The sequence below is a fragment of the Stenotrophomonas sp. GL_101 genome (genome assembly GCF_057835675.1).
In genome coordinates, this window is the sequence record NZ_CM174432.1 from 1524661 (window position 1) to 1549032 (window position 24372).

A 24372-nucleotide genomic window follows, 5' to 3' on the forward strand; every position below is an offset into this window, starting at 1 on the left:
GGGCAGAGCCCGGCGTTACTTGAACTCGGCGGTCCAGTAGGTTTCGATCTGGGTTACCAGGGCGGCCGGCAGCGGCACGTAGTGCAGTTCGTTGGCCTGGGCCTGGCCGTTTTCGAAGGCCCACTTGAAGAACGCCAGGGTCTGCTTGCTGCGCTCGGCATCCTTGGGCTGCTTGTGCATCAGCATGAAGTTGGTGGCGGTGATCGGCCATGCCTGGTCGCCCGGGGCGTTGGTGATGACCAGGTTGAAGTCCTTGGCGCTGGCCCAGTCGGCGCTGGCAGCGGCGGCGGCGAAGGTGTCCGCGTTCGGCTGCACCCAGTTGCCGGCGGCGTTCTGCATCGCGGCGTAGGGCATGCCGTTCTGCAGCGCGTAAGCCAGTTCGACGTAGCCGATCGAGCCCTTGATCTGCTTCACGTACGAGGCCACGCCTTCATTGCCCTTGCCACCCACGCCGTCGGGCCACTGCACCGAGGTGCCTTCGCCGACCTTGCTCTTCCAGTCCGGGCTGACCTTGGACAGGTAGTTGGAGAAGTTGAAGGTGGTGCCCGAGCCGTCGGAGCGGTGGACCAGGGTGATCTTGCCGTCGGGCAGCTTGACGCCCGGGTTGGCGGCCACGATGGCCGGGTCGTTCCAGGTCTTGACCTTGCCCAGGAAGATGTCGGCCAGCAGCGCGCCGCTGAGGCGCAGCTTGCCCGCTTCCAGGCCTTCGATGTTGACTACCGGGACCACGCCGCCGATCGCCGACGGGAACTGGCCGAGGCCGGCCTGGGCCAGCTCTTCGCTGCTGAGCGGCTTGTCGGAGGAGCCGAAGTCGACGGTACCGGCCTTGATCTGGGCGATGCCGCCACCGGAGCCGATGGACTGGTAGTTGATCTTGGCGCCGGTGGCGGTGTTGTAGTCGGCCGACCACTTGGACACCAGCGGGAAGATGAAGGAGGCGCCGGCGCCGGAGATTTCAGCGGTGAGGCGATCGCCTGCAGCGGGTGCAGCGGCGGGGGCATCGGTGGCCGGGGCGGTGGCCTGGCCTTCAGCGCCCGGCTTGCAGGCGGAAAGACCCAGCGCGATGGCCAGGGAAAGGGCGGTCAAGCCAGCCGTGTGCAGTTTCATCGGTCACTCCGTAGCGGGATAGGGGCCGGTGTCTCCGGCGACGCTGCTATGAAATGATGTTTTTGTTACAACCGTATGACGGTGTGACCGGAGGCACGGGAAAGGCCCGTGGGGCGGGGGTGGTGGGTGGGCTTGAAGAGCGGAGAGCAGGAGCCGGAGCGCAGAGCCGGAGCGCAGAGCCGGAGCCAGAGCCGTTGCCGGAGCCGGAGCCGGAGCCGGAGCCAGAGCCGTTGCCAGAGCCGTTGCCAGAGCCAGAGCCGTTGCCGCTGGGGCCGTGGGAGGGCGGGGGAGTATGGGTTCACGGGGGCACGCTGCAAGTCCCCCTCCGGGGCCCGGCCACGCCGCATGGCGGCGCGGCGTTCAGTCGTGCGCGAGGCAGTGCCTCGCAAGCGCACGCCTTCACCCATGTAAGCTCCGCCACCGCCGACCTCCGACCTCCGACCTCCGACCTTGGACCTCAGAGTCCAGACTCTCAGGGCCCAGACCCCAAATTCCAAATTACGAATCCAGAGATCCAGAGATTCAGAGATCCAGTCTTGGATGCTTGAGGTGTCATGGGCCGTGTGAGCGCGACACCGCGGGCGCTTTCCCCAGGGCAGCCGTGAAAGTGTCGGGGGCTGGTGGGGGTAAGTGGCCGGGGCCCTCCATCGCATGGATGCGATGGCGGAGCTTACAAGGACGTACTTGCAGCGTGCCCCGGCTACTTACCCCCACCAGCCCAGCCGACGAAAGTGCACCGCCGTCAGCTCTGGCTCTGGCTCTGCGCTCTCAGCTTTTATAAAAACAAACCACCCCCACAAAAAGAAAAGGCGCGGATCTTTCGATCCGCGCCCGGAAGCGGCAAGGGGAGAGAGGACCTGCCGCTGCCATTTGCTCTTTGCCGGTCGGCTGCGCCGCGATGCGTACCGACCAACGGTCGGTACCTACCGGTAGGTCACCACCGTAGGTGGTGGCCCTTCAGTACTTCAGGTTCTGGGTCCAGTAGGTTTCGATCTGCTTCACCAGCGCGTCCGGCAGCGGCACGTAATCCAGCTGCTTGGCCTGCGCGTCGCCGTTCTTGTAGATCCAGCGGAAGAACTCCTGCGTGGCCTTGGCATTGGCCACGTTCTTGGGCTGCTTGCGCACCAGGATGAAGTTGGTCGCCGTGATCGGCCACGCTTCGGCACCCGGGGCATTGGTCATGACCAGATAGAAGTCCTTGGCGCTGGCCCAGTCGGCACTGGCGGCGGCGGCGGCGAACGAAGCATCGCTCGGCTGCACGATCTTGCCCGACGCGTTCTTCATCGATGCGTAGGACATCTTGTTCTGCAGCGCGTAGGACAGCTCGACGTAACCGATGCCGCCCTTGATCTGCTTCACGTACGCGGCGACGCCTTCATTGCCCTTGCCACCGATGCCGACCGGCCACTGCACCGAGGTGCCTTCGCCAACCTTGCTCTTCCACTCCGGATTGACCTTGGACAGGTAATTGACGAAGTTGAAGGTGGTGCCCGAACCGTCCGAGCGGTGCACCACGGTGATCTTGCCGTCGGACAGCTTCACACCCGGGTTCAACGCGGCGATCGCCGGGTCGTTCCAGGTCTTGATCTTGCCCAGGAAAATGTTGGCCAGGGTCGGGCCATCCAGCTTCAGCGCGCCCGGGGCGATACCGGCCACGTTGATCACCGGCACCACGCCGCCGATCACCGAGGGGAACTGGGCCAGGCCGGCAGCGGCCAGCTCTTCGGGCTTGAGCGGGGCATCGGAGGAGCCGAAGTCCACCGTGGCCGCCTTGATCTGCGCGATGCCGCCGCCGGAACCGATCGACTGATAGTTGACCTTCTTGCCGGTGGCGGTGCTGTAGTCGGCCGACCACTTGGACATGACCGGATAGATGAACGAGGCGCCCGCGCCGGTCACATCGGCGGCATTGGCGGCGAACACGGACGACGCGGCGAGGACGGCAACAGCGGCGCGCGACTTGAAGGCGTGGATCACGGGGTGGCTCCTGGGATGGATGATGGTGCGGGGTGTCCCGCCCGGTGCTCATTCCATAACGGTTCGATGACAGCGCAGCGTCTGTCATATGACGGCATCGTGACATGCGTGATGGAGGAGTCCGGTCGGGCGTGAACCTGCCGCGCATGGGGCAAGGTTGCAGCGCACCGGGCAGCACAGTCCCTGCGTGCGCCGGCCTGCGCACGGGCGGGCAGCGCGGCGGGCGGGGGCACCGCATATGCACCGATGCCGGTGCCTGCCGTTCGCGCGCGTAGAGCCGACCGTTGGTCGGCTGCCGTTGATTGGCCATGATTGGCGCGCATGCCAGCAGCAGCCGACCAACGGTCGGCGCTACGCGGCAGGAACAAAAAAGGGCGCAGCCCAAGCTGCGCCCTTCCGGTCACACGGTCACACCATTACCGCAGCGCTTACCAGAAGAACTGCAGGCGCGCTTCCAGGATGTTCGGATCGTCGTTGACGAACGCACGCGCAGTCGAGTTGTACTTTTTGCTGTCCACCATCACGTAGTTCAGCGCGACCTTGGCGTTGGAGCGCCAGTAGTAGTTCACGCCCACCGTCCAGATGTCCATCTTGCCGCCGAGTACGCCGTCGACGATCGGCGGGCGCCCGGCCACCGGGTTGGCGTTGACGTTGCCGTCGTTGAGGTCCATGTGGTCGTAACGCGCACCCAGCTGCCACATGCCACGGCCCGGCTCGTCCGGCAGGCCGGTGCTCGGGGTGCCGCCCTTGTAGCCCCAGGTTTCGCCGGTGATGTTCCACAGGCCGCTGACGTAGTAGCCGTCGCTGGTGTAGTTGTCGCGGGTGTAACGCTTGGCCTTGCTGGTGTAGTACTCGGCCTGGGCCTTGAACGGGCCGCCGATGTACATCGCTTCGGCGCCGATCGTGCTCACCCGGTCGGTGTCCACCAGGTTGCCGCTGTCCACCAGGCGCGCGGTGGCGAGGTCGGCGTTGGGGCGGGCCCGCACGCGCAGGGTGTCCGCGTCGGTGTCGTAGTCCACATAGCTCAGGCCGAAATGCAGGACCTGGCCCTTCTCGTTGATCGGCGCCCAGGTACCGCGCGCGCCGTAGCCGCTGCCGTGGGCCAGGTTGCGGGTCAGCTCGCGGCCGAACGCGCTGGCGGTGACCGACCAGTTGTTGTCGCCGACGCTGTAGCCGGCGCCCAGGCGACGGGCCACGGCGTAGGTATTGGTGACCGCCGCCTTGGAGATGAAGTCGTTGTTCTTGGTGCTGGACAGTTCTTCCAGGCTGTTGGGCTGCTTGAACTGGCCGAACTGCACGAAGTGGTTGGCGTTGCCGGCCAGCTTGTACTTGATGTTGGTGTCCAGGAACTTGTCGGCCTTGGCGTCGTAGCCGACCACCCACTCGATGTTGCCCGGGCCCTTGCCCTTGAGCACCAGTTCGGCGCGACGCAGTTCAAACTCGCTGTTCTTGCCGTTGCCGGCGTCGCCGCCGTTGAGGTCGGTGAGGTCGTTGTCGTACCAGTTGCCGTCAGCCTGGACCAGGCCTTCGAAGGTGATCTCCGAGCCGCCGATCACATCGATGGCCACTTCGGCGTGGGCAGCCGGGACGAACAGGGCAGCCGCAACGGCCGCGGTCAGGAGTTGGCGATGCAGTTTCATGGAGAGCCTTGCAGGCAGGTGGGAAGATGCTGCGCAGGCTAATTAGTGAAGATTGCGTAAATGTGACAGTTTCGGACAAACCGACGGCCGGCGCGGAGCCGGCCGTGTCAGGGGTTGCCATTGATGCCCGCCGCAGATGACCGCCCGGTTGCGTACAGATGGCAATCCCGGCCGAGTGTTCAGGCCGCGGTTTTCTGCTTGAAACGGCACAGGTCGCCAATCACGCATTGCGGGCAGTCCGGCTTGCGTGCCTTGCACACGTAACGGCCATGCAGGATCAACCAGTGGTGTGCATCGAGCAGGAAGTCGGCCGGGATCACCTTGACCAGCAGGTCCTCGACCGCGCGCACGTCCTTGCCCGGGGCCAGCCCGGTACGGTTGGACACCCGGAAGATGTGGGTGTCCACGGCCATCACCGGTTCGCCGAATGCGGTGTTGAGCACCACGTTGGCGGTCTTGCGGCCCACCCCGGGCAGGGCTTCCAGCGCGGCCCGGTCGCGCGGCACTTCGCCGCCATGCTGCTGCACCAGCAAGGCGCACGCGGCGATCACGTTCCTGGCCTTGGCGTTGTACAGGCCGATCGTGGCGATGTACTTCTTCAGGCCTTCCTCGCCCAGCGCCAGGATCGCCTGCGGCGTGTTGGCTACCGGGAACAACCTGCGCGTGGCCTTGTTGACGCCAACATCGGTGGCCTGCGCGGACAGGGTGACCGCCACCAGCAGTTCGAACGGTGAGCGGTACTCCAGTTCGGTCTTTGGATGCGGGTTGAGTTCGCGCAGCCGGGTGAACATTTCGACCACGTCGGCCTTGGGCATGCGCGCACTGCGCGGGGCGGGCTTTGCAACGGCACTCATCAGGACGGTTTTCCAGCGGCCCTGGCCTTGGCGCGGGCGAGGATCGCCGCCGCCGCGGGAGGCAGGGCCGGCTTCAGTTCGGGGGTGGGGGCCGGTGGTGCGCGGCGTGCCTGGCGTTCGGCGGCGCGCTGCGCCAGGCGCTGCGCGCGTTGCCGGTGGCGTTCGCGCGCCGCCCACGCACGCTGCAGGTGGCGCTGGGCCTGCAACAGGCGCGTGGGCAGTTCCGGGTGGCCCGGCAGCAGGCGGTCGTCGCCGGCGACGGGCACGTAGGCCATCAGGCCGGCCGCCACTGCGGCGTCCAGGTTGTCCTCGAGCACCAGCTGCAGCAGCCGGGCGGGCAGGGGCGTGTCGGCGTGCGGCATGGCTCAGCGATTCTGGAAGACCGGCGGGCGGCGGGCCAGGAAGGCCGCCGTGCCCTCGCGCATGTCGTCGGTGGCGAACATCAGGCCGAACTGCGCGCTTTCATACTCCAGCCCTTCGCCCAGTGCGCACTCACCGCCGATATGGATGGCATCGAGGATGCCGCGCAGCGCCAGCGGCGCGGCCTTGGCCAGATGCGACGCCAGCTCGGCCACGCGTGCGTCCAGCGCATCGGCGGCGACCACCTCGTTGACGATGCCCAGCTGCAGGGCGCGCGCGGCGGTGATCGGGATACCGAGCAGGCACAGTTCCAGCGCCGCGGCGCGGCCGCACAGGCGTAGCAGCCGCTGGCTGCCGCCGAAGCCCGGGATCAGGCCCAGCTGGACCTCCGGCTGGCCCAGCCTGGCCGTGTCCGAGGCGATGCGCAGATGGCAGGCCATGGCCAGTTCCAGCCCGCCGCCCAGCGCAAATCCGTTGATCCGGGCGACCACCGGCTTGGGCATGCGTTCGATGCGGCGCATCAATTGCTGGCCCAGCAGGGAGAAGTCACGTCCCTGAACCGGGGTCAATCCGTTCATTTCCGCAATGTCGGCCCCGGCCACGAAGGCCTTGGGACCGGCCCCGGTCAGCACCACCACGCGCACGTCCGGGTCGGCGGCGGCCGCGGCAAAGGCCGTATCCAGGGCTTCCAGGGTGGCGCGGTTGAGCGCGTTGAGCTTGTCGGGGCGGTTGACGGTCACGGTCCGCAGGCCGCCGTCGTCGGAAATAGCGATCGGGGCGATGGCGATCGGGGTGTCGGCCACGGCAGGCTCCTGAAAAACGTTAAAAAAAAGTGATGTTGAACTCTTGAAACGAAGTCAGGTCAGAGGCTGCGTCGTTAGTGGCGGTTCAACGTTGCGACGGCTATCCTAACCCGTCGCCTCAGGGCGGCCCAACGCGTCCTGAGTTACCACCCCTGGAGAAACGTTTGATGAAGTTGCGTTCTATCGCGGTCGCCGTTGCGGCCCTGGCCCTGACGGGCAATGCCTTCGCCCAGGACACCTCGTCCGAAAAGGGCAAGCTGAGCTATTACTTTGGCTACGACTACGGCAACAACCTGGCTGAGCTCACCGGCCGCGGCGAGCAGCTGGACATCAACGCAGTGGTCAAGGGCCTGCAGGATGCCTACGCCAAGAAGCAGCCGTCGATCACCGCCGATCAGCTGAAGCCGGCGGTTGAAGCCTTCCAGAAGCGCGAGCAGGGGCGTGCCCAGGCCGCCAAGGCCGAGTACGACAAGGCCGCTGCCGAGAACAAGACCAAGAGCACCCAGTACCTGGCCACCAACAAGGCCAAGGCCGGCGTGCAGTCGCTGCCGAGCGGCGTGCAGTACCGCGTGATCGAAGCGGGCAAGGGTGCCAAGCCGACCCAGGCCAGCACCGTGCAGCTCGAAGTCGCCGGTCCCTACCCGTGGGGCACCCGTCCGGCCGAAGCGCGTCCTGCGCAGCAGATCCCGGCGATCAAGGTCAGCGAAGTCGAAATGAAGGCCATGCGCGAAGCACTGCTGCAGATGCCGGCCGGTTCCAAGTGGGAAGTCACCCTGCCGCCGGAACAGGCCTACGGTGCCGACCCGCGGACCCCGTTCCCGCCGAACGTGGCCGTGCAGTTCGAGATCAAGCTGGTCAGCGTCAAGTAAAGCAAACCGCTGGAAAACAACGCGCCGGTGGCAACACCGGCGCGTTGTCGTTTCCGTCATTGCAACGGCCGCTACCTGCCGCGCACATCCCCTGCATTCGCGCTACTGTGGCCCGGTGCATTCCACGGAAACCTCCTCGCGTGCGACACCCACTCCCTGCATCGGTACCTGCGCGCTGGATCGTGCCGGCCTGTGCACCGGATGCCTGCGCACGGTGGATGAAATCACCCGCTGGTCAACCATGAGCCGATCCGAACAGAAGCACGCGATGCAGCACACGTTGCCGTTGCGCGAGCAGTTGCGGCAATCGCTGCGTGGCTCGCTGGCCGAGCACGAGCGCCTGTTGCGCGCGCTGCATCCGCTGGACCGGCCGCCGGCCGGGGACGGCTGGAACCGCAGCGAACTTGATGACCTGCTGCCGCCGGGACCCCCGGTGGAAGCGGCGGTGCTGGCCGGGATCGTGCCGCGTGCCGAGGGCGCGCAGGTGATCCTCACCCGGCGTACCGAAACCCTGCGCCAGCATGGTGGCCAGGTGGGCTTTCCCGGCGGGCGCACCGAGCCGGACGATCGAGATGCCGTTGCGGCGGCGCTGCGCGAAAGCGAAGAGGAAATCGCACTGCGCGCCAGCCAGGTGCAGGTGCTTGGCTACCTGGATCCCTTCGTGACCATCACCGGCTACCGCGTGATGCCGGTGGTGGCGGTGATCGACCCGGCCTTCGTGGCCGTGCCGCAGCCCGATGAGGTGGCCGAAGTGTTCGAGGTGCCGCTGGCTTACCTGATGGAGCCGGCCAACCTGCACCAGATCCAGATCGACGTACGCGGCCGGGTCCGCCATGTCCTTGAATATGGCTGGCCGGGCCAGCGCATATGGGGCGCCACTGCCGCCATTCTTTACAACCTGCGTCGCCGCCTGGAGCAGACCCGATGAGCACCGTCACTCCCGAATGGACCACCCTGGTCGATGTCGCCGCCCTGGCCGCCGCGCTGGCGCAGGAGGCGACCTGCGTGATCGACGCGCGCGCGACCGCCAGCACGGCGGTGCGCGTGGTGGACGCGCGGTTTTCGCTGGCCGATCCGCAGTCCGGCGCGCAGGCCTACGCGCAGGGACATGTTCCGGGCGCGCTGCATGCCGACCTCAACGTTGACCTGGCCGATATGACCAAGCGCGGCCAGGGCCGCCATCCGCTGCCGGACAGCGAGGCGTTCGCTGCCCGCCTGGGCGCATGGGGGATCGGCGCGCAGACGCAGGTCGTGGTCTATGACGCCGGCGATGGCAGCATGGCCGCCGCGCGGCTGTGGTGGCTGCTGCGGCTGATCGGCCATCGCCGGGTGGCGGTGCTCGACGGCGGGCTGGCAGCCTGGCAGGCCGCCGGCCTGGCGTTGTCCGGCGAGGTTCCTGCGTTGACCGCACTGCCGCCGTATCCGGGCCGGTTCGATCCTCGCCAGGTGGCCTCGACCGAGGAACTGGCCGCACGCCTCACGCACACGCCGGGCTGGTTGCTGGATGCGCGCGCAGGTGAGCGTTTCCGGGGTGAAGTGGAGCCGCTCGACCCGGTCGCCGGGCACGTCCCCGGCGCGCTCAACCGGCCCTTCGCACTCAACGTGCACGAGGGCCGGCTGCGTCCGGCGGCCGAACTGCGCGCCGCGCTGCAGCCGTTGATCGGCACGCACGCCCCCGAGCTGGTGGTGTTGATGTGTGGTTCCGGGGTGACCGCCTGCCATCTGTTGCTGGCGATGGAAGTGGCCGGGCTGTCCGGCGCGCGCATCTATGCCGGATCGTGGAGTGGCTGGGTCAGCGATGCCTCGCGGCCGGTGGCTACCGGCCAGGCGTAACGCCGGGCGCTGCCCGGCAACCCCGGGTCAGCCGCGCAGTTCCTGCAGCGGCACCGCCGCCAATACCCGCGTCCACGGAAACAACGGGCCGGGATCGCGTTTGCGCGGCACCCGCCGCTCGGGGTCGTCACTGGCCACTTCGTCGCGGGTATCCAGCCATTCGTGGCCGGCGATGTGGCGCAGCGCCGGCAGCGTGCCGCACAGGTGCTGCAGCAGGTCTATCAACGCAGCGATCTGGATATCCGGGTAGGCCTCGTCCATCGCCTGGTGGCGTGAATCCAGCCAGTGCGGATAGCGTCCGGTATTGACCAGTTCGATGCCGACCGATCGCGGGTTGTAACCGGTGACGTGATGGGCGATGCGTTCCACCGCGACGTACTGGACGATGCGGCCATCGCGGTCGATGTAGTAATGCCCGCTGTTGCCGCTGCCACTGGCGTACAGCACGCGCTCGCCGTAGCTGCGCGCCATCGCCAGGTCCGGCAGTTCGGTGCAGTGGATCACCGCCAGGTCGATGTCCGCGCACGCACGCACGCCCAGCAGGTCCACGTAGGGCAGGGGCTGCAGGGCGATCAGCGGCGGGGGGCGGTCGGGCATGCGGCGATGCTAGCATTCGGCCATGAATGCTCACCTTGAATTCCGCCGGGCGCGTGCATGAGCCGCGGCCACTGCATCCTTTCCCATGGGTTTGAAAGCGGCCCGGACGCCACCAAGGTGACCGCGTTGGCCGAGGTCGCCCAGCGCCTGGGCTGGACCCACGAACGCCCGGACTTCACCGACCTGGACGCGATGCGCGAGGTCAGCAGCGTCGGGGACGTGCACGCGCGCCTGCAGCGCTTGATCGGCCTGGCGGCCAAGGCCGCAGGACAGGGCCCGGTGGTGCTGGCCGGCTCCAGCCTGGGCGCGTACATTTCGGCACTCGCCTCGCTGCAGGTGTCCACCCGGGGCCTGTTCCTGATGGTGCCGCCGACCCGCATGGGCCCGATGCCGGCGCTGGACGCCGCGCGCGTGCCGATCAGCGTGGTCCATGCCTGGCATGACGAACTGATTCCGCCGGGCGAGGTGATCGCCTGGGCCCAGGCCCGCTCGGCGCGGCTGCTGCTGGTCGATGACGGGCACCGGCTGAACAACCATGTGGAGGCCTCGGCCAGGGCGTTCGAAGCGTTGCTGTTGCAGCTTCGGTAGCGGCCGACCGTTGGTCGGCAGGGCGCCATGGGCGCAGGCCCAGGATTCATGGGGCATGCTCCCGGTCACGTACAATGCCCCTCCTGGCGCCTGCGCCGGGCCGCTTGCCGTGCCCGTGGGCACCCCCTTTCCGCTGACCTGCGATACCGATCCTGTGAAATTCTTTGTTTCCTGCGCCAAAGGCCTCGAGTACCTGCTCGCCGACGAACTGCTGGCGCTCGGCCTGGACAAGGCCACTGCCACCATTTCCGGGGTCAACGCCGAGGGCGAGCTGCCGCAGGCGCTGCGGGTGGTGCTGTGGTCGCGGCTGGCCAGCCGCGTGCTGTGGCCGCTGGCCGAGTTCGATTGCCCCGACGAGGGCTCGCTCTACCAGGGCGTGTCGGCGATGGCGTGGGACAAGCACATCAGCCCCGAGCTGACCTTGTCGGTGGATGCGCATGTGTCGGGGACCGAAATCACCCACGCGCGCTTTGCCGCGCAGCGGGTCAAGGACGGCGTGGTCGACAGCCTGCGTGCGCAGGGCCTGGAGCGGCCGTCGGTGAACACCGAGTTCCCCGATGTGCGCATCAACCTGTCGCTGCGCAAGGGCCGCGCCAGCATTTCCATCGACCTCGGTGGCGGCCCCATGCACCGCCGCGGCTGGCGCATGGCGCAGAACGAGGCCCCGTTGAAGGAAAACCTGGCTGCCGCGGTGCTGCTGCGCGCCAACTGGCCCAAGATCCAGGCAGAAGGCGGTGGCCTGCTCGACCCGATGTGCGGCAGCGGCACGCTGCTGATCGAAGGCGCGCTGATGGCCGCCGACGTGGCCCCGGGCCTGCAGCGCCACGGCAGCATCCCGCCGAGCCGCTGGCTGGGTTTCGACCTGGACGCCTGGAACGGTCTGATGGCAGACGCGCGCCTGCGCGAAACCGCCGGTCGGGCTGCGCTCAAGCAGGTCATCCATGGCAGCGACATCGACCCGCACGCGATCCGCGCAGCCAAGGACAACGCCGAACGCGCCGGGGTCGCCGAGGCGATCTGGTTCGGCGTGCGCGATATAACCGATCTGCAGGTACCGCCGCAGGAAACCGGCTGCGTGGTGTGCAATCCCCCCTACGATGAGCGCCTGGCCGCCGATGCCGTGCTCTACCGCCGCCTCGGCGACGCGCTCAAGCGTGCGGTGCCGCAGTGGCGTGCCAGCCTGCTGTGCGGCAGCGCCGACCTGGCCTTTGCCACCGGCCTGCGCGCCAGCAAGAAATACCAGTTGTTCAACGGCGCCATCGAATGCGCGCTGATCGTCTGCGACCCGATCACGGTGCCGCAGCGCGAGAACACCGGGCAGCCGCGTGAGCTCAGCGAAGGCGCGCAGATGGTGGCCAACCGGCTGCGCAAGAACATCAAGAAGTTCAAGAACTGGCGTGCACGCGAAGGCATCACCTGCTACCGCGTCTACGATGCGGACCTGCCCGAATACGCCGCCGCCATCGATGTGTATGAAGAAGATGGCGGCGCGTGCCGCACGTTCCTGCACGTGCAGGAATACGCCGCGCCGGCGACCATTCCCGATGTCGATGTGCGCCGCCGCCGCAACGAATTGCTGTCGGCCGCCCGCGAGGTGTTCCAGCTGCCGGCCGACCAGGTGGCGCTGAAGTCGCGCGAGCGTGGCAAGGGTGGCAGCAAGTACGGTCGATTTGAACAGCGCGGCGAGTTCGTGCTGGTGCGCGAGAACGATGCGCTGCTGCGCGTGAACCTGTTTGATTACCTGGACACCGGCCTGTTCCTGGACCACCGTCCGCTGCGCTGGCACATGGCGCAGGAAGCGATCGGCAAGCGTTTCCTCAACCTGTTCGGCTACACCGGCGTGGCCACCGTGCAGGCGGCGGTGGCCGGTGCGGCGACCACCACCAGCGTGGACCTGTCCGGCACGTACCTGCAGTGGTGCGCCGACAATCTCGCCTTGAACGGCAAGGGTGGCAGCCACCATCAGCTGATCCAGGCCGATGCGCTGGCCTGGCTGGAAGCCGAACGGCACCGCTTCGACGTGATCTTCTGCGATCCGCCGACCTTCTCCAACTCCGCGCGCGCCGAGGATTTCGACGTGCAGCGCGAGCACGTGCGCCTGCTGCGTGCCGCCGTGGCGCGCTTGAGCCCGGAAGGCGTGTTGTATTTCTCCAACAACTTCCGTCGCTTCAAGCTGGACGAAGAAGCGATCAAGGAGTTCGCCGAGTGCAAGGAGATCTCCGCGGACACCATCGGCGATGATTTCGAGCGCAACCCGCGCATCCACCGCGCGTGGGAACTGCGCCGCTACGGCGCCTGACCGGCAGCGGCCAACATGGACGACAGCCGCATCCACGCCGACGGACTCCTGCTGCGTCCCTTCGAGGACGCCGACGCCGCTGCGTTTGCCGCGGCGGTGCGGGAGTCGGCCGACGGCATGCGGCGTTGGATGCCATGGTGCTCGGCCGACTACGGCATCGACCAGGCGCTGCAGTGGTTCCAGGCATGCCGCAGTGCCCGGATGGCGGGCACGGCGTACGAGTACGGCGTATTCGACCCGGAAACCGCTGTGTTCCTGGGCGGGGCAGGGCTGAACGAGATCCGTCACGATCATCGGTTCTGCAACCTGGGTTACTGGGTGCGGCAGTCGTGGCAGGGCCGGGGCATTGCCACCGGCGTCGTGCACGCGCTGGTGGCCCACGCGTTCGGGTCGCTGCACCTGCAGCGGGTGGAGATCGTCGTGGGGGTGGGTAACGTGGCCAGCGAACGGGTGGCGGTGAAGTCTGGCGCGCTGCGCGAGGGCGTGGCGCGCAACCGTCTGCTCATCGACGACCGTGCCGTATCGGCGCACGTATTCTCGCGGGTTCCCTGACCCGCCGCCTCGCGCCTCAGTACAGCGCCACCGCCGCACCGATCACCGGCAGCGCGCACGCCAGCGGCGCGATCCAGCGCGGCCGGTACGGATACAGGCCGAAGGCGATCAGCATGCCGCCGAGGGTCATCGCGCCCAGCCACAGCACCGGGCCGATCGCCCAGCCGTGGTCCCACACGCACAGCCCGAACGCGACCGTCAGCAGCACCCAGCCGAGCCAGCGCCACAGGCGCCTGCGCGATGCGCTGGCGTGCGCCTTGCCGTGCAGCTCCAGCTGATGCTTCTCCATCGCCAGCGACAACGCGGTGAACGCGGAGAAGCTCAAGGTGATCGCCAGCAGCATCATGCGCTGGCCTCTGCATCGACGCGGGGCGTGGCGGCAGCGGCAGCGGCAGCCTGGCGCTTCTTCTTCTCCGCAGCACTCAATGCGGGCTGCCAGCGCTGCATGCGCAGGCCGCAATAGGCCAGCATCGCGCCGAAGGCGAGCATCACCAGGTCGAACCCGGCCAGCACCCAGTCACCTGCGGGCACGGTCACGCCGAGGTGCGCCTGCGTGGTCAGCGCATTGACCACCGGGATCAACGCGAACATCGCCGCGCCCAGGTACAGCTGCCACGCCCACATCATCCGCTTGGGCCAGAGGAAGGCGGCCAGCAGGGCGGCGCCCCACGCATAGAAGAACACGTTGACTTCGGCATCGGCGCGTTCGGCCAGCTGCAGCGGCAGCAACCGGTTGCCCCAGAAGTAGGCCGCGAATGCGATCGGCAGGCCCGCCACCGCGCCGATGTTGAGCGCATCGACCAGACGCAGGCCGAAGCCGATCCTGCCGGACTTGGCGTGCTTGGGGCGCTCCTTGACGGCCCACAGCACCACGCCGCTGGCCACCATCAGGCAGCCGATCAGGCCGGACAGGAAGAACAATGCCCGCAGGCCCCAGTCGGCGAAGCGGGCCAGGTGCAGGCCGTACATCACCCCACGGGTCTGGGTGGCGCCACCGGAGGCCGGGCTGGCCTCGATCAGCGCGCCGCTCACCGCGTTATAGCGCAACGACGGGGTATCCACCGACAGCCGCTTGCCGTCACGCTGCTGGATGTCGATCACCGCATTGGCCGCGCCCGGGTGGTACAGGGTGAAGCCGCCCACGTCGGCGCCGTTCCACTGGCGACGCGCGCTGTCCAGCAGTTGCTGGATCGGCAGCGGGGTCGCACGGCCTTCCGAAGGCGTGTCGATGTCGGCCAGACGCGCGAACGCCTCGCTGAAGAACGCATCCTCGTCTTTCGGGTAGGCCACGCTCACCCCCCACGGCAGGTACATGAACATCAGGGTGACGATGCCGGTGTAGGTGATCATCGCGTGGTAGGGCAGGGCCATCACCGCGCTGACGTTGTGGAAGTCCAGCCAGGAACGCAGCGCCTTCTCTTTGCGGAAGGTGAAGAAGTCCTTGAAGATCTTCTTGTGGGTGATCACCCCGGTGATGATCGCCACCAGCATGAACATCGCGCAGAAGCCGACCAGGTAGCGCGCCCACAGCACCGGGATGTAGTGCAGGTCGAAGTGCAGCCGGTAGAAGAAGTCACCGCCGCGGGTTTCACGCGCGGCCACTTCTTCACCGCTGTTGGGATCCACCGTGGCATCGCCGAAGCGGCCACCGCCACGACGTTGGCGCTTCTCGCCTTCCACCGGTGGCTTGACCATCGATTCGGGATTGCGCCAGAACATGCGCATCGCCGGGTTGCGCGGGTCGGGCAGGCTGACGTTCCAGCTTTCGGCCTGTGGCGCCTTGTGCTGCAGGAACGTCAACGCGCGTTCGGCGGCGACATCGGCACTGACCGCGCTGCGCGGCAGTTCCGGGCGCATCCAGCGGCTGATCTCTTCGCGGTAGTAGCTGGCCGTGCCGGCCATGAAGATCAGCAGCAGCAACCAGCCCACCAGCAGGCCGGTCCAGGTGTGCAGCCAGGCCATCGATTGGCGGAATCCGTTCTTCATGCGCTGGCCCTCAGCAATACGGTGCCCAGCCAGAACAGGCCGGTGGGAATGAGGATGCCGACCCACGCGCGCAGTGCGGTACGGGTGGCGAACGCCCACAGCGCGGCGCAGGCGCACAGCACGATGGCGACCATCATGCCGGTCAACACGGCCTGGCCGCGTGCGATTGGCAATGCCACCGCGAAGAACATCGAACAGGTCGCGGCCAGCGCGTAGCCGCCCACGATGGCGGCCAACGAGCGCGACAACACGCCCAGCCAGGGGCGGGCGAAGAAACGTCCGAAGCGGTTGAACCAGCTGGCGTGAGGCGTGCTGTCCACGGGGAACCTACGATGTCGGGTCGATCAACGGACATCACCGGCCGCAGCCGGTGATGCATGGAATAGTGGCCATCCGTGGCCGTGTCGTTGCGCGTGGCAACGCTCCCTGGAGAATGGTTACAGCTTCCAGCGCAGGTTCAACATCACGTTACGTGGCTCGCCCCAGTACACGCCCTGGTAGAAGCCGACGTTGCTGTAGTACTTCTTGTCGAGCAGGTTGTTGATGTTGAGCTGAGCTGAGAAGTTGTCGTTGAAGCGATAGCCGGCGAACACGTTGACCAGGTAGAACGCATCCTGGGTGATCCGTGCGGTCTCGGTGCGGCCACTGCTGGAGTAATCGGCGCGCGGCTTGGCGCTGTTGCGCCAGATGCTGCTCTGCCAGGTCACCCCGCCGCCCAGCGACAGGCGGTTCCATTCACCGCTCGGGCGCCAGCTGGTGTTGAGCCGCAGGGTATCGACCGGGTTGGTGGTGTTCTGCGCCACGCCGGCCTGGTTGCGGATGGTGGTGTGGGCAAACCCGGCCGACAGGTTCCAGTTTTCGCTCAGGCTGCCTTGGGCTTCCAGTTCCCAGCCCTTGACCTTGTTGCCCTTGCCGGTGGAGCGGTAGGCGCTGCCGCCATCGGGCAGCGAGCTCGGCGCCACCGAATCGTCCAGCTCGGCCACGTTGTCCTTCAGGCCCTTGAACACGGCCGCGGAGGTATTCAGGCGGCCACCGAAGAATTCGGCTTTGACGCCGGCTTCCCACATGTCGCCGACCACCGGCTCCAGGTACTGGTTGTTGCGGTCGCGATAGTTCTGCGGCTGGAAGATGTCGGTGTAGCTGACATAGCCGCTGAACTGCTCGGTGAAATCATAGATCAGCCCGGCGTACGGGGTGAGCGTGTTCTCCGGCTTGTAGCCGGACAGTCGGGTACCGGTGAGGGTGCCGGCGGCGTCGCGGTCATAGGTCCAGCTGCGGGTTTCCCAGGTGCTGTATCGCGCGCCCAGCACCGCCATCAACGGGTCGGCCAACTGCAGGCGAGTGGCCAGGTAGGCGCCCTTCTGCTTGAGCTCGTCACGCGAGCCCAGCCAGCCATGGCGGATCAGCGGCAACGGAGCGACATCGCCGCTCCAGTTGCGCCAGTCCGGCACCTGGCTGTAGCCGTCCGGAAGGGTGTAATCCGAGTCGGGGTACTTGCCCTTGCGCACCGACTGCCCCACGCCGACCACCAGTTCATGCTCGCGGCCGAACAGTCGGAAGGTGCCGCCTGCATTGAGGTCGAACACGTTCATTTCACTGTCTTCAGCGAAGTGGCTGATGAAGGCTGATACCCCGGTGCCGTCGGCACGTGGGTAACCGGATGCGCCGTACCACACGCTTCCATCGGTGCTGCGTTTGGCCTGGGTGGCGCTGGCCTTGAGCGACCAGCCGTTGCCCAGCTGCTGCTCCAGCCGCGCGAAGGTGGTCTTTTCCACGATTGGCCAGCTGCTCCATTCGGCGGACAGGTTGGTCGAACGCGGCAGGTTGGCCGGGTTGCCGTCGGCGCCCCAGTACGGCACCACGCCCCAGGTGACGCCCATGGTTTTCGGCGACTGGTACTCGTAACCGAGTTCAAACAGGGTGCTGTCGCTCAGGTCGGCCTGCACGATCCCGTAAAACACGTCCTTGTCCAGTCGGTACACATCGCGGAACGAATCGCTCTGCTGTTTGGCGGCGACCAAGCGCGCGCGCACGCGGCCATCCAGAGCGACCGGGCCGCCGATGTCCGCTTCCAGGCGCTGGTTGCCCCAACGGCCGAGGGTGAGGTTGGCGCTCATGGCCACCGCGTCGGTCGGGCGCTTGCGCACCATGTTGATGGTGCCCGACGGATCGCCGGCACCGGTGGTCAGGCCGGTGGCGCCGCGGACCACTTCGATACGGTCGTAGATGGCACTGTCGGTGTTGGTCTTGATCGACCCACCGAAGGTGTTGAGCATGCCGTCGATCTGGAAATTGGTGATGCTGTAACCGCGCGAGATGTAGTTGATGCGCTCGCTGTCGGTGACCGCCACATGCACGCCGGTGACCTGGCCCATCACATCGGACAACGCGTACAGGCCCATGTCGTCCAGGCGCTGGCGGGTGACCACCGTGACCGACTGCGGGGTGTGGCGCAGCGACAGGTCCAGCTTGGTCGCGGTGCGCGCCTGCTTGACCGTGTAGGAGTTGGGGATATCGCCGCCGGCGGTGACCTTGACTGTGTCCAGCGTGGTGGCATCGCCCGGATCGGTGTCGGCCAGTGCAAGCGGGGCGTGGCCGGCAAGCGCGGCGAGCAGCGCCAGGGACAGCAGCGAAGGGCGGGACAGCGGCGCGGCAGTGGGAGCAGACATGTAGCGGGTTCCTGGAGGGTGATGCGGCATGCAATCCATGGCGGGCCGCGCGGAACGCGATACCACGTGACAACCGGGGTGAAGCAGGCGCGCCTGCGGCTCCTGTCGGATGGGTCACGGGCATGGCGCTGCAGCCATCAGCTGCACGCAGGCACGGGATCGATTCTCAGGGGCGTACGCGGGGCGTGGGCCGGGAAACGCGGGGCGCATCCTTGGCCGGTGGAGCTGGGCGTACAACCAATGCCGGAATGATAGTCATTATCATTTCGTTATTCAAGCGTTTGCCTATCGATCGGTAGTTGCGTCCGAAACCGACCGTCGCTGCGCATCGGCACGCGCCGCCCCGCCACCGGTAGCGGGGCGGCGACGTCATCGTTGCTGCGTACCGGTGTCACCGACCGGACACATCGCGTGCACAGACTGCGCACGCGTTTCGGGCTGCTTGCGCCCGCCACGCGCCCCTTTCCGTGGTTACTGGAGTGGTATGTGAAGCGCAGTGCGTTGGCGGTTGCCGTTGTGTCCGTAATGTCCCTGGTCGTGGCCGCCGAAGGGCGCGCCGAGACCGCCCCGGCAGGGATTGCCGCGGCCCCCGCCACCCTGGACACGATGATCGTCACCGGCACGCGCGGCAGCAACCGCACGCAGTTCGATACGTTGGCACCGGTCGATGTGTTTTCGCAGGAAGAGATCCAGGCCATCGCCTCCACCGACCTCAACGACGTGCTGGCGCAACTGGTGCCCTCGTTCGTGGTGCAGCGCATGCCGATGAACGACGGCCTGGTGTTCGTGCGCCCGGCCACGCTGCGCGGATTGTCGCCGGACCAGACGCTGGTGCTGGTCAACGGGCGCCGCTTCCATCGGTCGGCGCTGCTGGGCGCGCGCGGCGCGCAGGGCCCGGATCTGGCGCAGATCCCGGTGCACGCGATCCAGCGCATCGAAGTGCTCCGCGATGGCGCCTCGGCGCAGTACGGCTCCGATGCGATTGCCGGGGTGATCAACATCATCCTGGACGATCGTGTCGGTGGTGAACTGTCGCTGGGGCTGTCCGAGTACAGCGAAGGCGACGGTCGCGCCAGGAAGATCGGCGGCCGCCACGGTATCGCGCTGGGCGACGCGGGCAGCCTGTCGTTGTTCGCCGACTGGGACAAATCCGATGCCACCTCGCGCAGCCGCCAGCGTGCCGATGCGATCGCGTTCCAGAACGCACACCCGGACCTGTCCGTGCCCGATCCGGTACAGCGCTGGGGCCAGCCGGACCTGGAAAATCGCCATATGGGGTTCAACCTCGCTCTGGCATTGAACAAGCGCATCGACCTGTATGGCTTCGGCCTGTACGGGCACAGCGAAGGCGTCAGCGATTTCAACTGGCGCAACCCCGATGGCACCGCATCGGTCTACACCCCCAGCCGGGTCTTCCCGGGCTGGAATGCGCGCAACCTGTATCCCACCGGTTTCAGCCCCCGCTACGGCAATGAGCAGGATGACCTGCAGGGCGTGCTCGGCCTGCGCGGGGTATGGGGCGAGCGCTGGCGCTGGGATGTGAGCGGCTCCTATGGGCGCAACCGCATCGACTACACGCTGGGCAATTCGATCAACGCCTCGCTCGGCCCGGACAGCCCCACCGCGTTCTACCTGGGCCGGCTGTCGCAGGAGGAAAAGAACCTCAACGCGGATATCGTCTATTCGCTGCCGGTCAGCGCGCTGGCCGCCCCGATCAACATCGCCTTCGGGGCTGAAACGCGCGAGGAAACCTACGGTGTGGATGCCGGCGACCCGGCCTCCTATGCGATCGGTCCGGGCGCGGTCACCGGCCTGGCCGGCGGCGCCAACGGTGCGCCGGGCTTCAGCGCGGCCAATGCCGGCCGCTGGAGCCAGCGCAGCCGCGCCGGCTACCTCGATGTGGAAGCGCCGATCACCGCGCGCTGGACACTGGGCGCAGCGGCACGCTATGAGCATTTCTCCGCTTTCGGCGAAAGCGTCGATGGCAAACTGTCCACCCGCTTTGAAGTCACCCCCGACCTGGCCCTGCGCGGGTCGGTGTCGACCGGCTTCCGCGCGCCCACCCCCGGCCAGCTGTACACCCAGAGTACCCAGCAGGGGTTGGATACGGTGACCCTGCAGGTGTTCACCACCGGCCGCCTGTCGCCCGGCGACCCACTGGCGATCCAGTTGGGTGCACAGCCGCTGAAACCGGAGCAGTCGCGTACCGCCTCGCTCGGCCTGACCTGGAAGAACGACCTGGGTCTGTCCGGTTCGGTGGATGTGTATGACATCAAGGTCACCGACCGCTTCAGCCAGTCGGCGTCGTTCGCGGTCCCGGCCGGCGTGCCCAACCCATTGGGCTTCACCTCGGTGAGCTTCTTCACCAATGATTTCGACACCACCACGCGCGGTATCGACATCGTCGCCAGCCATGCCGCCGCGCTGGGTGCCGGGCGCCTGAGCACCACGCTGGGCTACAACTACAACCAGACCCGCGTCGATGGCGGCCGCACCGGCGTGGCCACCAACCCGAGCCAGCGGCGGATCTTTGAAGAGCGCCTGCCCGAGCACAAGGCCACCCTGAGCAGCAGCTACGCGCTTGGCCGCTGGAGCCTGCTTGGCAAGCTGCGATACTACGGGGCATGGACCGATTCTTCCGGCAATGCCACCGGCGATGTTTTCCAGCGCTTCGGTGCGATGCAGTTCGTCGACCTGGCCGTCAGCTTGCGCGTGACCGATCAACAGACCCTGCGGGTCGGCGCGGACAACCTGTTCAACCGCTATCCCGACGAGGCCAGCTTCCAGGCCAGCCGCGGCTTGATCTATTCGCGGAACGCGCCGTATGACACCGACGGCCGCAATGTCTACGCCGAATACCGGGTGCGCTACTGATGGACCGGCAACGCAGGCACCTGTTGCGCGGCGCGCTGGCGCTGCCGGTGGCCAGCGCTGCCTTCGGGGCGGCCATGGCCGCTGACACCACCATGCTGCCGGCGCTGGCCGGGCGCACGCCGGAGCAGTTGGCCGGCGACGAGGCCTGGTGGGGCCAGGTACGCGCGCTGTACGACCTCACCGACGAGGTGGTGATGCTCGACAACGGCTACTGGGGCGCGATGGCGCGCCCGGTGCTGCAGGCCTACCAGCAGGCCACCGCCACGGTGAACGCCGGCAATGCCTGGTTCGGGCGGCGGGCGTTTCCGCCGCTGTTCGAGCAGGCGCGGGTGCGGCTGGCCCAGGTACTGGGCGTTGAGACCGATGAAATCGCCCTGACCCGGGGCGCGACCGAAGCAATGCAGGCGCTGATCGGCGGCTACCGCCGGCTGGGCCCGGGTGATGGCGTGATGTACGCCGACACCGACTACGACAGCATGATCGGCGCGATGCAATGGCTGCACGCGCGCCGCGGCGTGGACGTGCAGCGCATCGTATTGCCCGAGCCATTCGACCACGATGGCATCATCGACGCTTACCGGCGGGCGCTGGCGCGTTACCCGCGCACGCGCCTGCTGCTGCTCACCCAGGTCAACCACCGCAATGGCATGCTGCTGCCGGTGGCAGCGATCGCCGCGCTGGCCAAGGCGGCCGGGGTGGAGGTGATGCTCGATGCCGCCCATGGCATCGGCCAGGTCGACACGCCGCTACGCGAGCTGGGCGTGGATTTCATCGGCATCAACCTGCACAAATGGTTCGGTGCCCCGGTGGGAGTCGGTGCGATCTACGTGCGCCGTGGCCGCGTGCGCGATCTCGACCCGTATATGGGCGAGGCCGACCACGACGATATCCGCACCCGCCTGCACACCGGCACGGTCAATTTCGCCGCGTACATGGCGTTGCCCGTCGCACTCGACCTGCACCAGAACATCGGCGTCGCCAACAAGCGCGCCCGCTTGCTGCGGCTGCGCAACCACTGGCTGGATGCGCTGCGCGATGACCGGCGCATCCAGCTGCTGGCCTCGGCAGACCCGCGCCTGTCCAGCGCCATCGCCTCTTTCCGCCTGCCGGGGCAGGCCACGATGGCGGCAAACGCGGCCACTGCCGAACGCATGCTCAAGCAGTCCGGCGTGTTCGTGGTCCCGCGCGAAGGGCTGGCCTCCGGCGCCTGCCTGCGCGTCACCCCGGGCATCTTCAGTACCCCGGCGCAGATGGACGCCCTGGTGGGCGCGGTACGCGCGGTGGCGGGGTAACCGGTTAGGTTGTCCCGGGCGGGCCCAGCGGTGCGATGACCAGGCGCACACCAAGCGCCCCAAGGACGCGTTGGACGGTGTCGAAACGCGGGTGCGCCCCTGGTTTGAGGGCCTTGTACAGACTTTCGCGGCCGAGACCGGCAGCCTCGGCAATCTGTGCCATGCCGCGCGCGCGCGCGACCACCTGCAGCGCGTCCTGGAAGTGCATGGCGTCATCGGCCGCCAATGCCTCGGTCAGGTACGCCGCGATGGCAGCATCGTCGATCAGATGATCGGCGGGGTCGAAGGTGAGTAGTCGTGGCTTGCGCATGGGGGATCCTGAAGAGAGCAGCGTGGCGATCCGCGTTAGAGCTGGGCGGCAATCCGTTGCGCCTTCTGTATGTCCAACCGCTGGCTGTCCTTGTCGCCGGCGCATAGCAGGATGATCAACTGCCTGCCACGCCGCGTGAAGTACACGCGGTAGCCCGGGCCATGGTGGATCCTGAGTTCGCTGACGCCGGCACCCACCGGCTTGGCGTCACCGGGAAGGCCATTGGCCAAGCGCCGGATGCGTTCGGCGATGACCGCGCGGGCGCACGTGTCGCGCAATCGGCGCAGCCACCGGTCGAAATCCTCGGTTGCCTGGACCGATGCCATGGAAATCGAGTGTATCCATATGGATACGAAATGCAAGCGCGATTATTCATCGCTGCCACCGGCACCGGGCCAACGCTTCGCGCACGGCATCCGGCGCTTGTCATCCAGCCGCGCCGGCCGTCCTACCAGTGCATCCACACCGTCAGGGCATGCAGCAACAGCCCGATCAAGCCACCGACCAGGGTGCCGTTGAAGCGGATGAACTGCAGGTCGCGGCCGACGCTCAGTTCCAGTTGCTCGACCAGGTGGCGTTCGTCCCAGCCCTTGACGGTCTGTGCGATGTGCTGGGTGACGCCGTCGCGCAGGCGGCTGGTGAGTCGCTCGGCGCCGTCCATCAGGTGCTGGTTGAGTGCCTCGCGCAGCGATGGATCGTCCTGCAACGCCTGGCCGACGGAGGCCAGGCTGCGGCGGAGGTGGCCGGCCAGTGCCGAGTCCTCGCTGGACAGGTCCGCGCGCAGGCTGGCGTGGATGCGCTCCCACAGGCCCTGCACGTAGTCCTGCACGGCGGGGTGGTCGATCAGCTGCTGCTTGATCTGGTCGATCCTGTCGGCCAGCGCCGGGTCGCTGCGCAGGCGCTGGATGTAGTCGGCCAGCCAGGTTTCATAGTCGCGGCGCAGCGGATGCTCGGGCTGGGCCAGGATCTGCTGCAGCTCGGACAGGATCGCGTGCGCCATGCGCTCGGCCAGGCTGTCGCCGATCTCGTCGATCGGCTTGACCCAGTTCACCGTGCTGGCCAGCTTGGGCCACTCGCGCTGGATGTAGCGCACGATCAGTTCAGAGGCGCGTTGCTTGACCGGATCGGTGTCCAGCCATTCGCTGACCCGGGTCAGTCCTTCGTCGAGCACGCGCTGGTGGCGGTTGTCGGCGGTGAGCAGGCCGAGCAGTTCGCCGGCGGTGGCCGCGGCGTTCCATTGCCGCAGCTGCTGGATCACAAACCCCTGGATGCTGCGCCGTACCGCCGCTTCGTCGAGGAAGTCCAGCGCCTGCAGCGCCCAGCCGCGTGCCATGTCGGCCAGCAGCCGCGAGCGCGCCGGATCGGCCAGCCAGCTGCCGAGCCGGCTGGCCGGGTCGAACACCTGCAACCGCGCCAGCAGCGCCTGCGGTTCCAGGAACTGGTCGCGCACGAACACCGCCAGGCTGTCGGCGATGCGGTCCTTGCTGTGCGGGATGATCGCGGTGTGCGGGATCGGCAGGCCCAGCGGGCGGCGGAACAGCGCCACCACCGCGAACCAGTCGGCCAGTGCGCCCACCGCGGCCGCTTCGCAGAACGCCGAGACCCAGGCCCAGATGCCGCGTTCGCCCTGCAGGTGGCTCACCACAAAGCCGGCCAGCATGACCAGCAGCATGGCCAGCGCGATCAGTTTGAGGCGGCGCAGCTGCGCGCGGCGTGGGTCGGCAGTTGAAATGGCTGTCATGCCGGCAGTCTACCCATCCAC

Annotated in this window: 22 protein-coding genes; 8 read left to right on the plus strand and 14 right to left on the minus strand. The window is 67.4% G+C overall.

The features are described 5' to 3' along the window. Positions 1 to 15 precede the first annotated feature (15 nt). The 6 genes from pstS (AC3IR9_RS06805) to AC3IR9_RS06830 all read right to left on the minus strand — a co-directional run bounded on the left by pstS (AC3IR9_RS06805) (position 16) and on the right by AC3IR9_RS06830 (position 6726). On the minus strand, positions 16 to 1107 hold the full coding sequence (gene pstS, locus AC3IR9_RS06805; RefSeq protein WP_489294923.1) for a phosphate ABC transporter substrate-binding protein PstS: 1092 nt from the start codon (positions 1105 to 1107) through the stop codon (positions 16 to 18). 957 nt (positions 1108 to 2064) lie between these two features. Next, positions 2065 to 3084 (minus strand): phosphate ABC transporter substrate-binding protein PstS, encoded by a 1020-nt coding sequence (gene pstS / locus AC3IR9_RS06810; protein WP_489294924.1) that lies wholly within the window; start codon positions 3082 to 3084, stop codon positions 2065 to 2067. 428 nt (positions 3085 to 3512) lie between these two features. Then, complete coding sequence (locus AC3IR9_RS06815) at positions 3513 to 4724, minus strand: OprO/OprP family phosphate-selective porin (protein WP_489294925.1); 1212 nt, start codon at positions 4722 to 4724, stop codon at positions 3513 to 3515. A gap of 179 nt (positions 4725 to 4903) precedes the next feature. After that, entirely contained in the window at positions 4904 to 5578 is a 675-nt protein-coding gene (gene nth, locus AC3IR9_RS06820) for an endonuclease III (protein ID WP_489294926.1), read from the minus strand. Further along, positions 5578 to 5940 carry a hypothetical protein gene (locus AC3IR9_RS06825; protein WP_489294928.1) on the minus strand — a complete coding sequence of 121 codons (363 nt, stop codon included), beginning with the start codon at positions 5938 to 5940 and terminating at the stop codon, positions 5578 to 5580. The genes nth and AC3IR9_RS06825 overlap by 1 nt, the downstream gene beginning before the upstream one ends. 3 nt (positions 5941 to 5943) lie before the next feature. Continuing rightward, a complete protein-coding gene (locus AC3IR9_RS06830) occupies positions 5944 to 6726 on the minus strand; it encodes an enoyl-CoA hydratase-related protein (RefSeq protein ID WP_489295744.1) in 783 nt (260 codons plus the stop codon). Positions 6727 to 6908: 182 nt separating this feature from the next. Between AC3IR9_RS06830 and AC3IR9_RS06835 the strand changes: the two genes are divergently transcribed. From AC3IR9_RS06835 to AC3IR9_RS06845, 3 genes are all read left to right on the plus strand, one after another. After that, complete coding sequence (locus tag AC3IR9_RS06835; protein ID WP_489294929.1) at positions 6909 to 7610, plus strand: FKBP-type peptidyl-prolyl cis-trans isomerase; 702 nt, start codon at positions 6909 to 6911, stop codon at positions 7608 to 7610. Between the two features lie 115 nt (positions 7611 to 7725). After that, positions 7726 to 8538 carry a CoA pyrophosphatase gene (locus tag AC3IR9_RS06840; protein WP_489294930.1) on the plus strand — a complete coding sequence of 271 codons (813 nt, stop codon included), beginning with the start codon at positions 7726 to 7728 and terminating at the stop codon, positions 8536 to 8538. Further along, complete coding sequence (locus tag AC3IR9_RS06845) at positions 8535 to 9443, plus strand: sulfurtransferase (RefSeq protein WP_489294931.1); 909 nt, start codon at positions 8535 to 8537, stop codon at positions 9441 to 9443. Before AC3IR9_RS06840 ends, AC3IR9_RS06845 begins: the two co-directional genes overlap by 4 nt. Before the next feature lie 27 nt (positions 9444 to 9470). On the opposite strand, the gene AC3IR9_RS06850 is transcribed toward AC3IR9_RS06845, so the two are convergent. Further along, complete coding sequence (locus AC3IR9_RS06850) at positions 9471 to 10040, minus strand: N-acetylmuramoyl-L-alanine amidase (RefSeq protein WP_489294932.1); 570 nt, start codon at positions 10038 to 10040, stop codon at positions 9471 to 9473. Between the two features lie 57 nt (positions 10041 to 10097). Between AC3IR9_RS06850 and AC3IR9_RS06855 the strand changes: the two genes are divergently transcribed. From AC3IR9_RS06855 to AC3IR9_RS06865, 3 genes are all read left to right on the plus strand, one after another. Then, positions 10098 to 10628, plus strand: coding sequence for a hypothetical protein (locus AC3IR9_RS06855; RefSeq protein WP_489294933.1), 531 nt, complete (start codon positions 10098 to 10100; stop codon positions 10626 to 10628). A 154-nt stretch (positions 10629 to 10782) separates the two neighbouring features. Next, entirely contained in the window at positions 10783 to 12927 is a 2145-nt protein-coding gene (gene rlmKL, locus AC3IR9_RS06860) for a bifunctional 23S rRNA (guanine(2069)-N(7))-methyltransferase RlmK/23S rRNA (guanine(2445)-N(2))-methyltransferase RlmL (RefSeq protein WP_489294934.1), read from the plus strand. A gap of 15 nt (positions 12928 to 12942) precedes the next feature. Then, positions 12943 to 13479, plus strand: coding sequence for a GNAT family N-acetyltransferase (locus AC3IR9_RS06865; RefSeq protein WP_489294935.1), 537 nt, complete (start codon positions 12943 to 12945; stop codon positions 13477 to 13479). A 16-nt stretch (positions 13480 to 13495) separates the two neighbouring features. On the opposite strand, the gene AC3IR9_RS06870 is transcribed toward AC3IR9_RS06865, so the two are convergent. The 4 genes from AC3IR9_RS06870 to AC3IR9_RS06885 form a co-directional block, all read right to left on the minus strand. Further along, positions 13496 to 13825, minus strand: a complete 330-nt coding sequence (locus tag AC3IR9_RS06870) for a DUF3325 domain-containing protein (RefSeq protein WP_489294936.1) — start codon at positions 13823 to 13825, stop codon at positions 13496 to 13498. Next, positions 13822 to 15465 carry a PepSY-associated TM helix domain-containing protein gene (locus AC3IR9_RS06875; protein ID WP_489294937.1) on the minus strand — a complete coding sequence of 548 codons (1644 nt, stop codon included), beginning with the start codon at positions 15463 to 15465 and terminating at the stop codon, positions 13822 to 13824. Before AC3IR9_RS06875 ends, AC3IR9_RS06870 begins: the two co-directional genes overlap by 4 nt. After that, positions 15462 to 15785, minus strand: coding sequence for a DUF3649 domain-containing protein (locus tag AC3IR9_RS06880; protein ID WP_489294938.1), 324 nt, complete (start codon positions 15783 to 15785; stop codon positions 15462 to 15464). Before AC3IR9_RS06880 ends, AC3IR9_RS06875 begins: the two co-directional genes overlap by 4 nt. Positions 15786 to 15902: 117 nt before the next feature. Further along, positions 15903 to 18134 (minus strand): TonB-dependent siderophore receptor, encoded by a 2232-nt coding sequence (locus AC3IR9_RS06885; RefSeq protein WP_489294939.1) that lies wholly within the window; start codon positions 18132 to 18134, stop codon positions 15903 to 15905. A 486-nt stretch (positions 18135 to 18620) separates the two neighbouring features. Here AC3IR9_RS06885 and AC3IR9_RS06890 point away from each other — a divergent pair, with 486 nt between their 5' ends. Continuing rightward, the gene (locus AC3IR9_RS06890; protein WP_489294940.1) at positions 18621 to 21008 is read left to right on the plus strand and encodes a TonB-dependent receptor plug domain-containing protein; all 2388 of its coding nucleotides are present in this window, start codon (positions 18621 to 18623) and stop codon (positions 21006 to 21008) included. After that, entirely contained in the window at positions 21008 to 22300 is a 1293-nt protein-coding gene (locus AC3IR9_RS06895) for an aminotransferase class V-fold PLP-dependent enzyme (RefSeq protein WP_489294942.1), read from the plus strand. The genes AC3IR9_RS06890 and AC3IR9_RS06895 overlap by 1 nt, the downstream gene beginning before the upstream one ends. A gap of 4 nt (positions 22301 to 22304) precedes the next feature. Here the strand turns inward: AC3IR9_RS06895 and AC3IR9_RS06900 are convergent, their stop codons facing one another. From AC3IR9_RS06900 to AC3IR9_RS06910, 3 genes are all read right to left on the minus strand, one after another. Beyond that, positions 22305 to 22610: an addiction module antidote protein gene (locus AC3IR9_RS06900; RefSeq protein WP_489294943.1), complete on the minus strand. Its 306-nt coding sequence runs from the start codon at positions 22608 to 22610 to the stop codon at positions 22305 to 22307. A gap of 35 nt (positions 22611 to 22645) precedes the next feature. Beyond that, positions 22646 to 22936, minus strand: coding sequence for a type II toxin-antitoxin system RelE/ParE family toxin (locus tag AC3IR9_RS06905; protein WP_489294944.1), 291 nt, complete (start codon positions 22934 to 22936; stop codon positions 22646 to 22648). A 122-nt stretch (positions 22937 to 23058) separates the two neighbouring features. Then, positions 23059 to 24351, minus strand: a complete 1293-nt coding sequence (locus tag AC3IR9_RS06910; RefSeq protein WP_489294945.1) for a DUF445 domain-containing protein — start codon at positions 24349 to 24351, stop codon at positions 23059 to 23061. Positions 24352 to 24372 lie beyond the last annotated feature (21 nt).

Excerpts from the sequence above, each read along its gene's own strand:
- AC3IR9_RS06905 (WP_489294944.1), bottom strand. The coding sequence starts at position 22,936 with ATGGCATCGGTCCAGGCAACCGAGGATTTCGACCGGTGGCTGCGCCGA.
- AC3IR9_RS06895 (WP_489294942.1), top strand. The coding sequence starts at position 21,008 with ATGGACCGGCAACGCAGGCACCTGTTGCGCGGCGCGCTGGCGCTGCCG.
- AC3IR9_RS06910 (WP_489294945.1), bottom strand. The coding sequence starts at position 24,351 with ATGACAGCCATTTCAACTGCCGACCCACGCCGCGCGCAGCTGCGCCGC.
- AC3IR9_RS06825 (WP_489294928.1), bottom strand. The coding sequence starts at position 5,940 with ATGCCGCACGCCGACACGCCCCTGCCCGCCCGGCTGCTGCAGCTGGTG.
- AC3IR9_RS06875 (WP_489294937.1), bottom strand. The coding sequence starts at position 15,465 with ATGAAGAACGGATTCCGCCAATCGATGGCCTGGCTGCACACCTGGACC.
- AC3IR9_RS06850 (WP_489294932.1), bottom strand. The coding sequence starts at position 10,040 with ATGCCCGACCGCCCCCCGCCGCTGATCGCCCTGCAGCCCCTGCCCTAC.
- AC3IR9_RS06900 (WP_489294943.1), bottom strand. The coding sequence starts at position 22,610 with ATGCGCAAGCCACGACTACTCACCTTCGACCCCGCCGATCATCTGATC.
- AC3IR9_RS06885 (WP_489294939.1), bottom strand. The coding sequence starts at position 18,134 with ATGTCTGCTCCCACTGCCGCGCCGCTGTCCCGCCCTTCGCTGCTGTCC.
- AC3IR9_RS06835 (WP_489294929.1), top strand. The coding sequence starts at position 6,909 with ATGAAGTTGCGTTCTATCGCGGTCGCCGTTGCGGCCCTGGCCCTGACG.
- AC3IR9_RS06870 (WP_489294936.1), bottom strand. The coding sequence starts at position 13,825 with ATGATGCTGCTGGCGATCACCTTGAGCTTCTCCGCGTTCACCGCGTTG.
- AC3IR9_RS06815 (WP_489294925.1), bottom strand. The coding sequence starts at position 4,724 with ATGAAACTGCATCGCCAACTCCTGACCGCGGCCGTTGCGGCTGCCCTG.
- nth (WP_489294926.1), bottom strand. The coding sequence starts at position 5,578 with ATGAGTGCCGTTGCAAAGCCCGCCCCGCGCAGTGCGCGCATGCCCAAG.
- pstS (WP_489294923.1), bottom strand. The coding sequence starts at position 1,107 with ATGAAACTGCACACGGCTGGCTTGACCGCCCTTTCCCTGGCCATCGCG.
- AC3IR9_RS06865 (WP_489294935.1), top strand. The coding sequence starts at position 12,943 with ATGGACGACAGCCGCATCCACGCCGACGGACTCCTGCTGCGTCCCTTC.
- AC3IR9_RS06855 (WP_489294933.1), top strand. The coding sequence starts at position 10,098 with ATGAGCCGCGGCCACTGCATCCTTTCCCATGGGTTTGAAAGCGGCCCG.
- AC3IR9_RS06845 (WP_489294931.1), top strand. The coding sequence starts at position 8,535 with ATGAGCACCGTCACTCCCGAATGGACCACCCTGGTCGATGTCGCCGCC.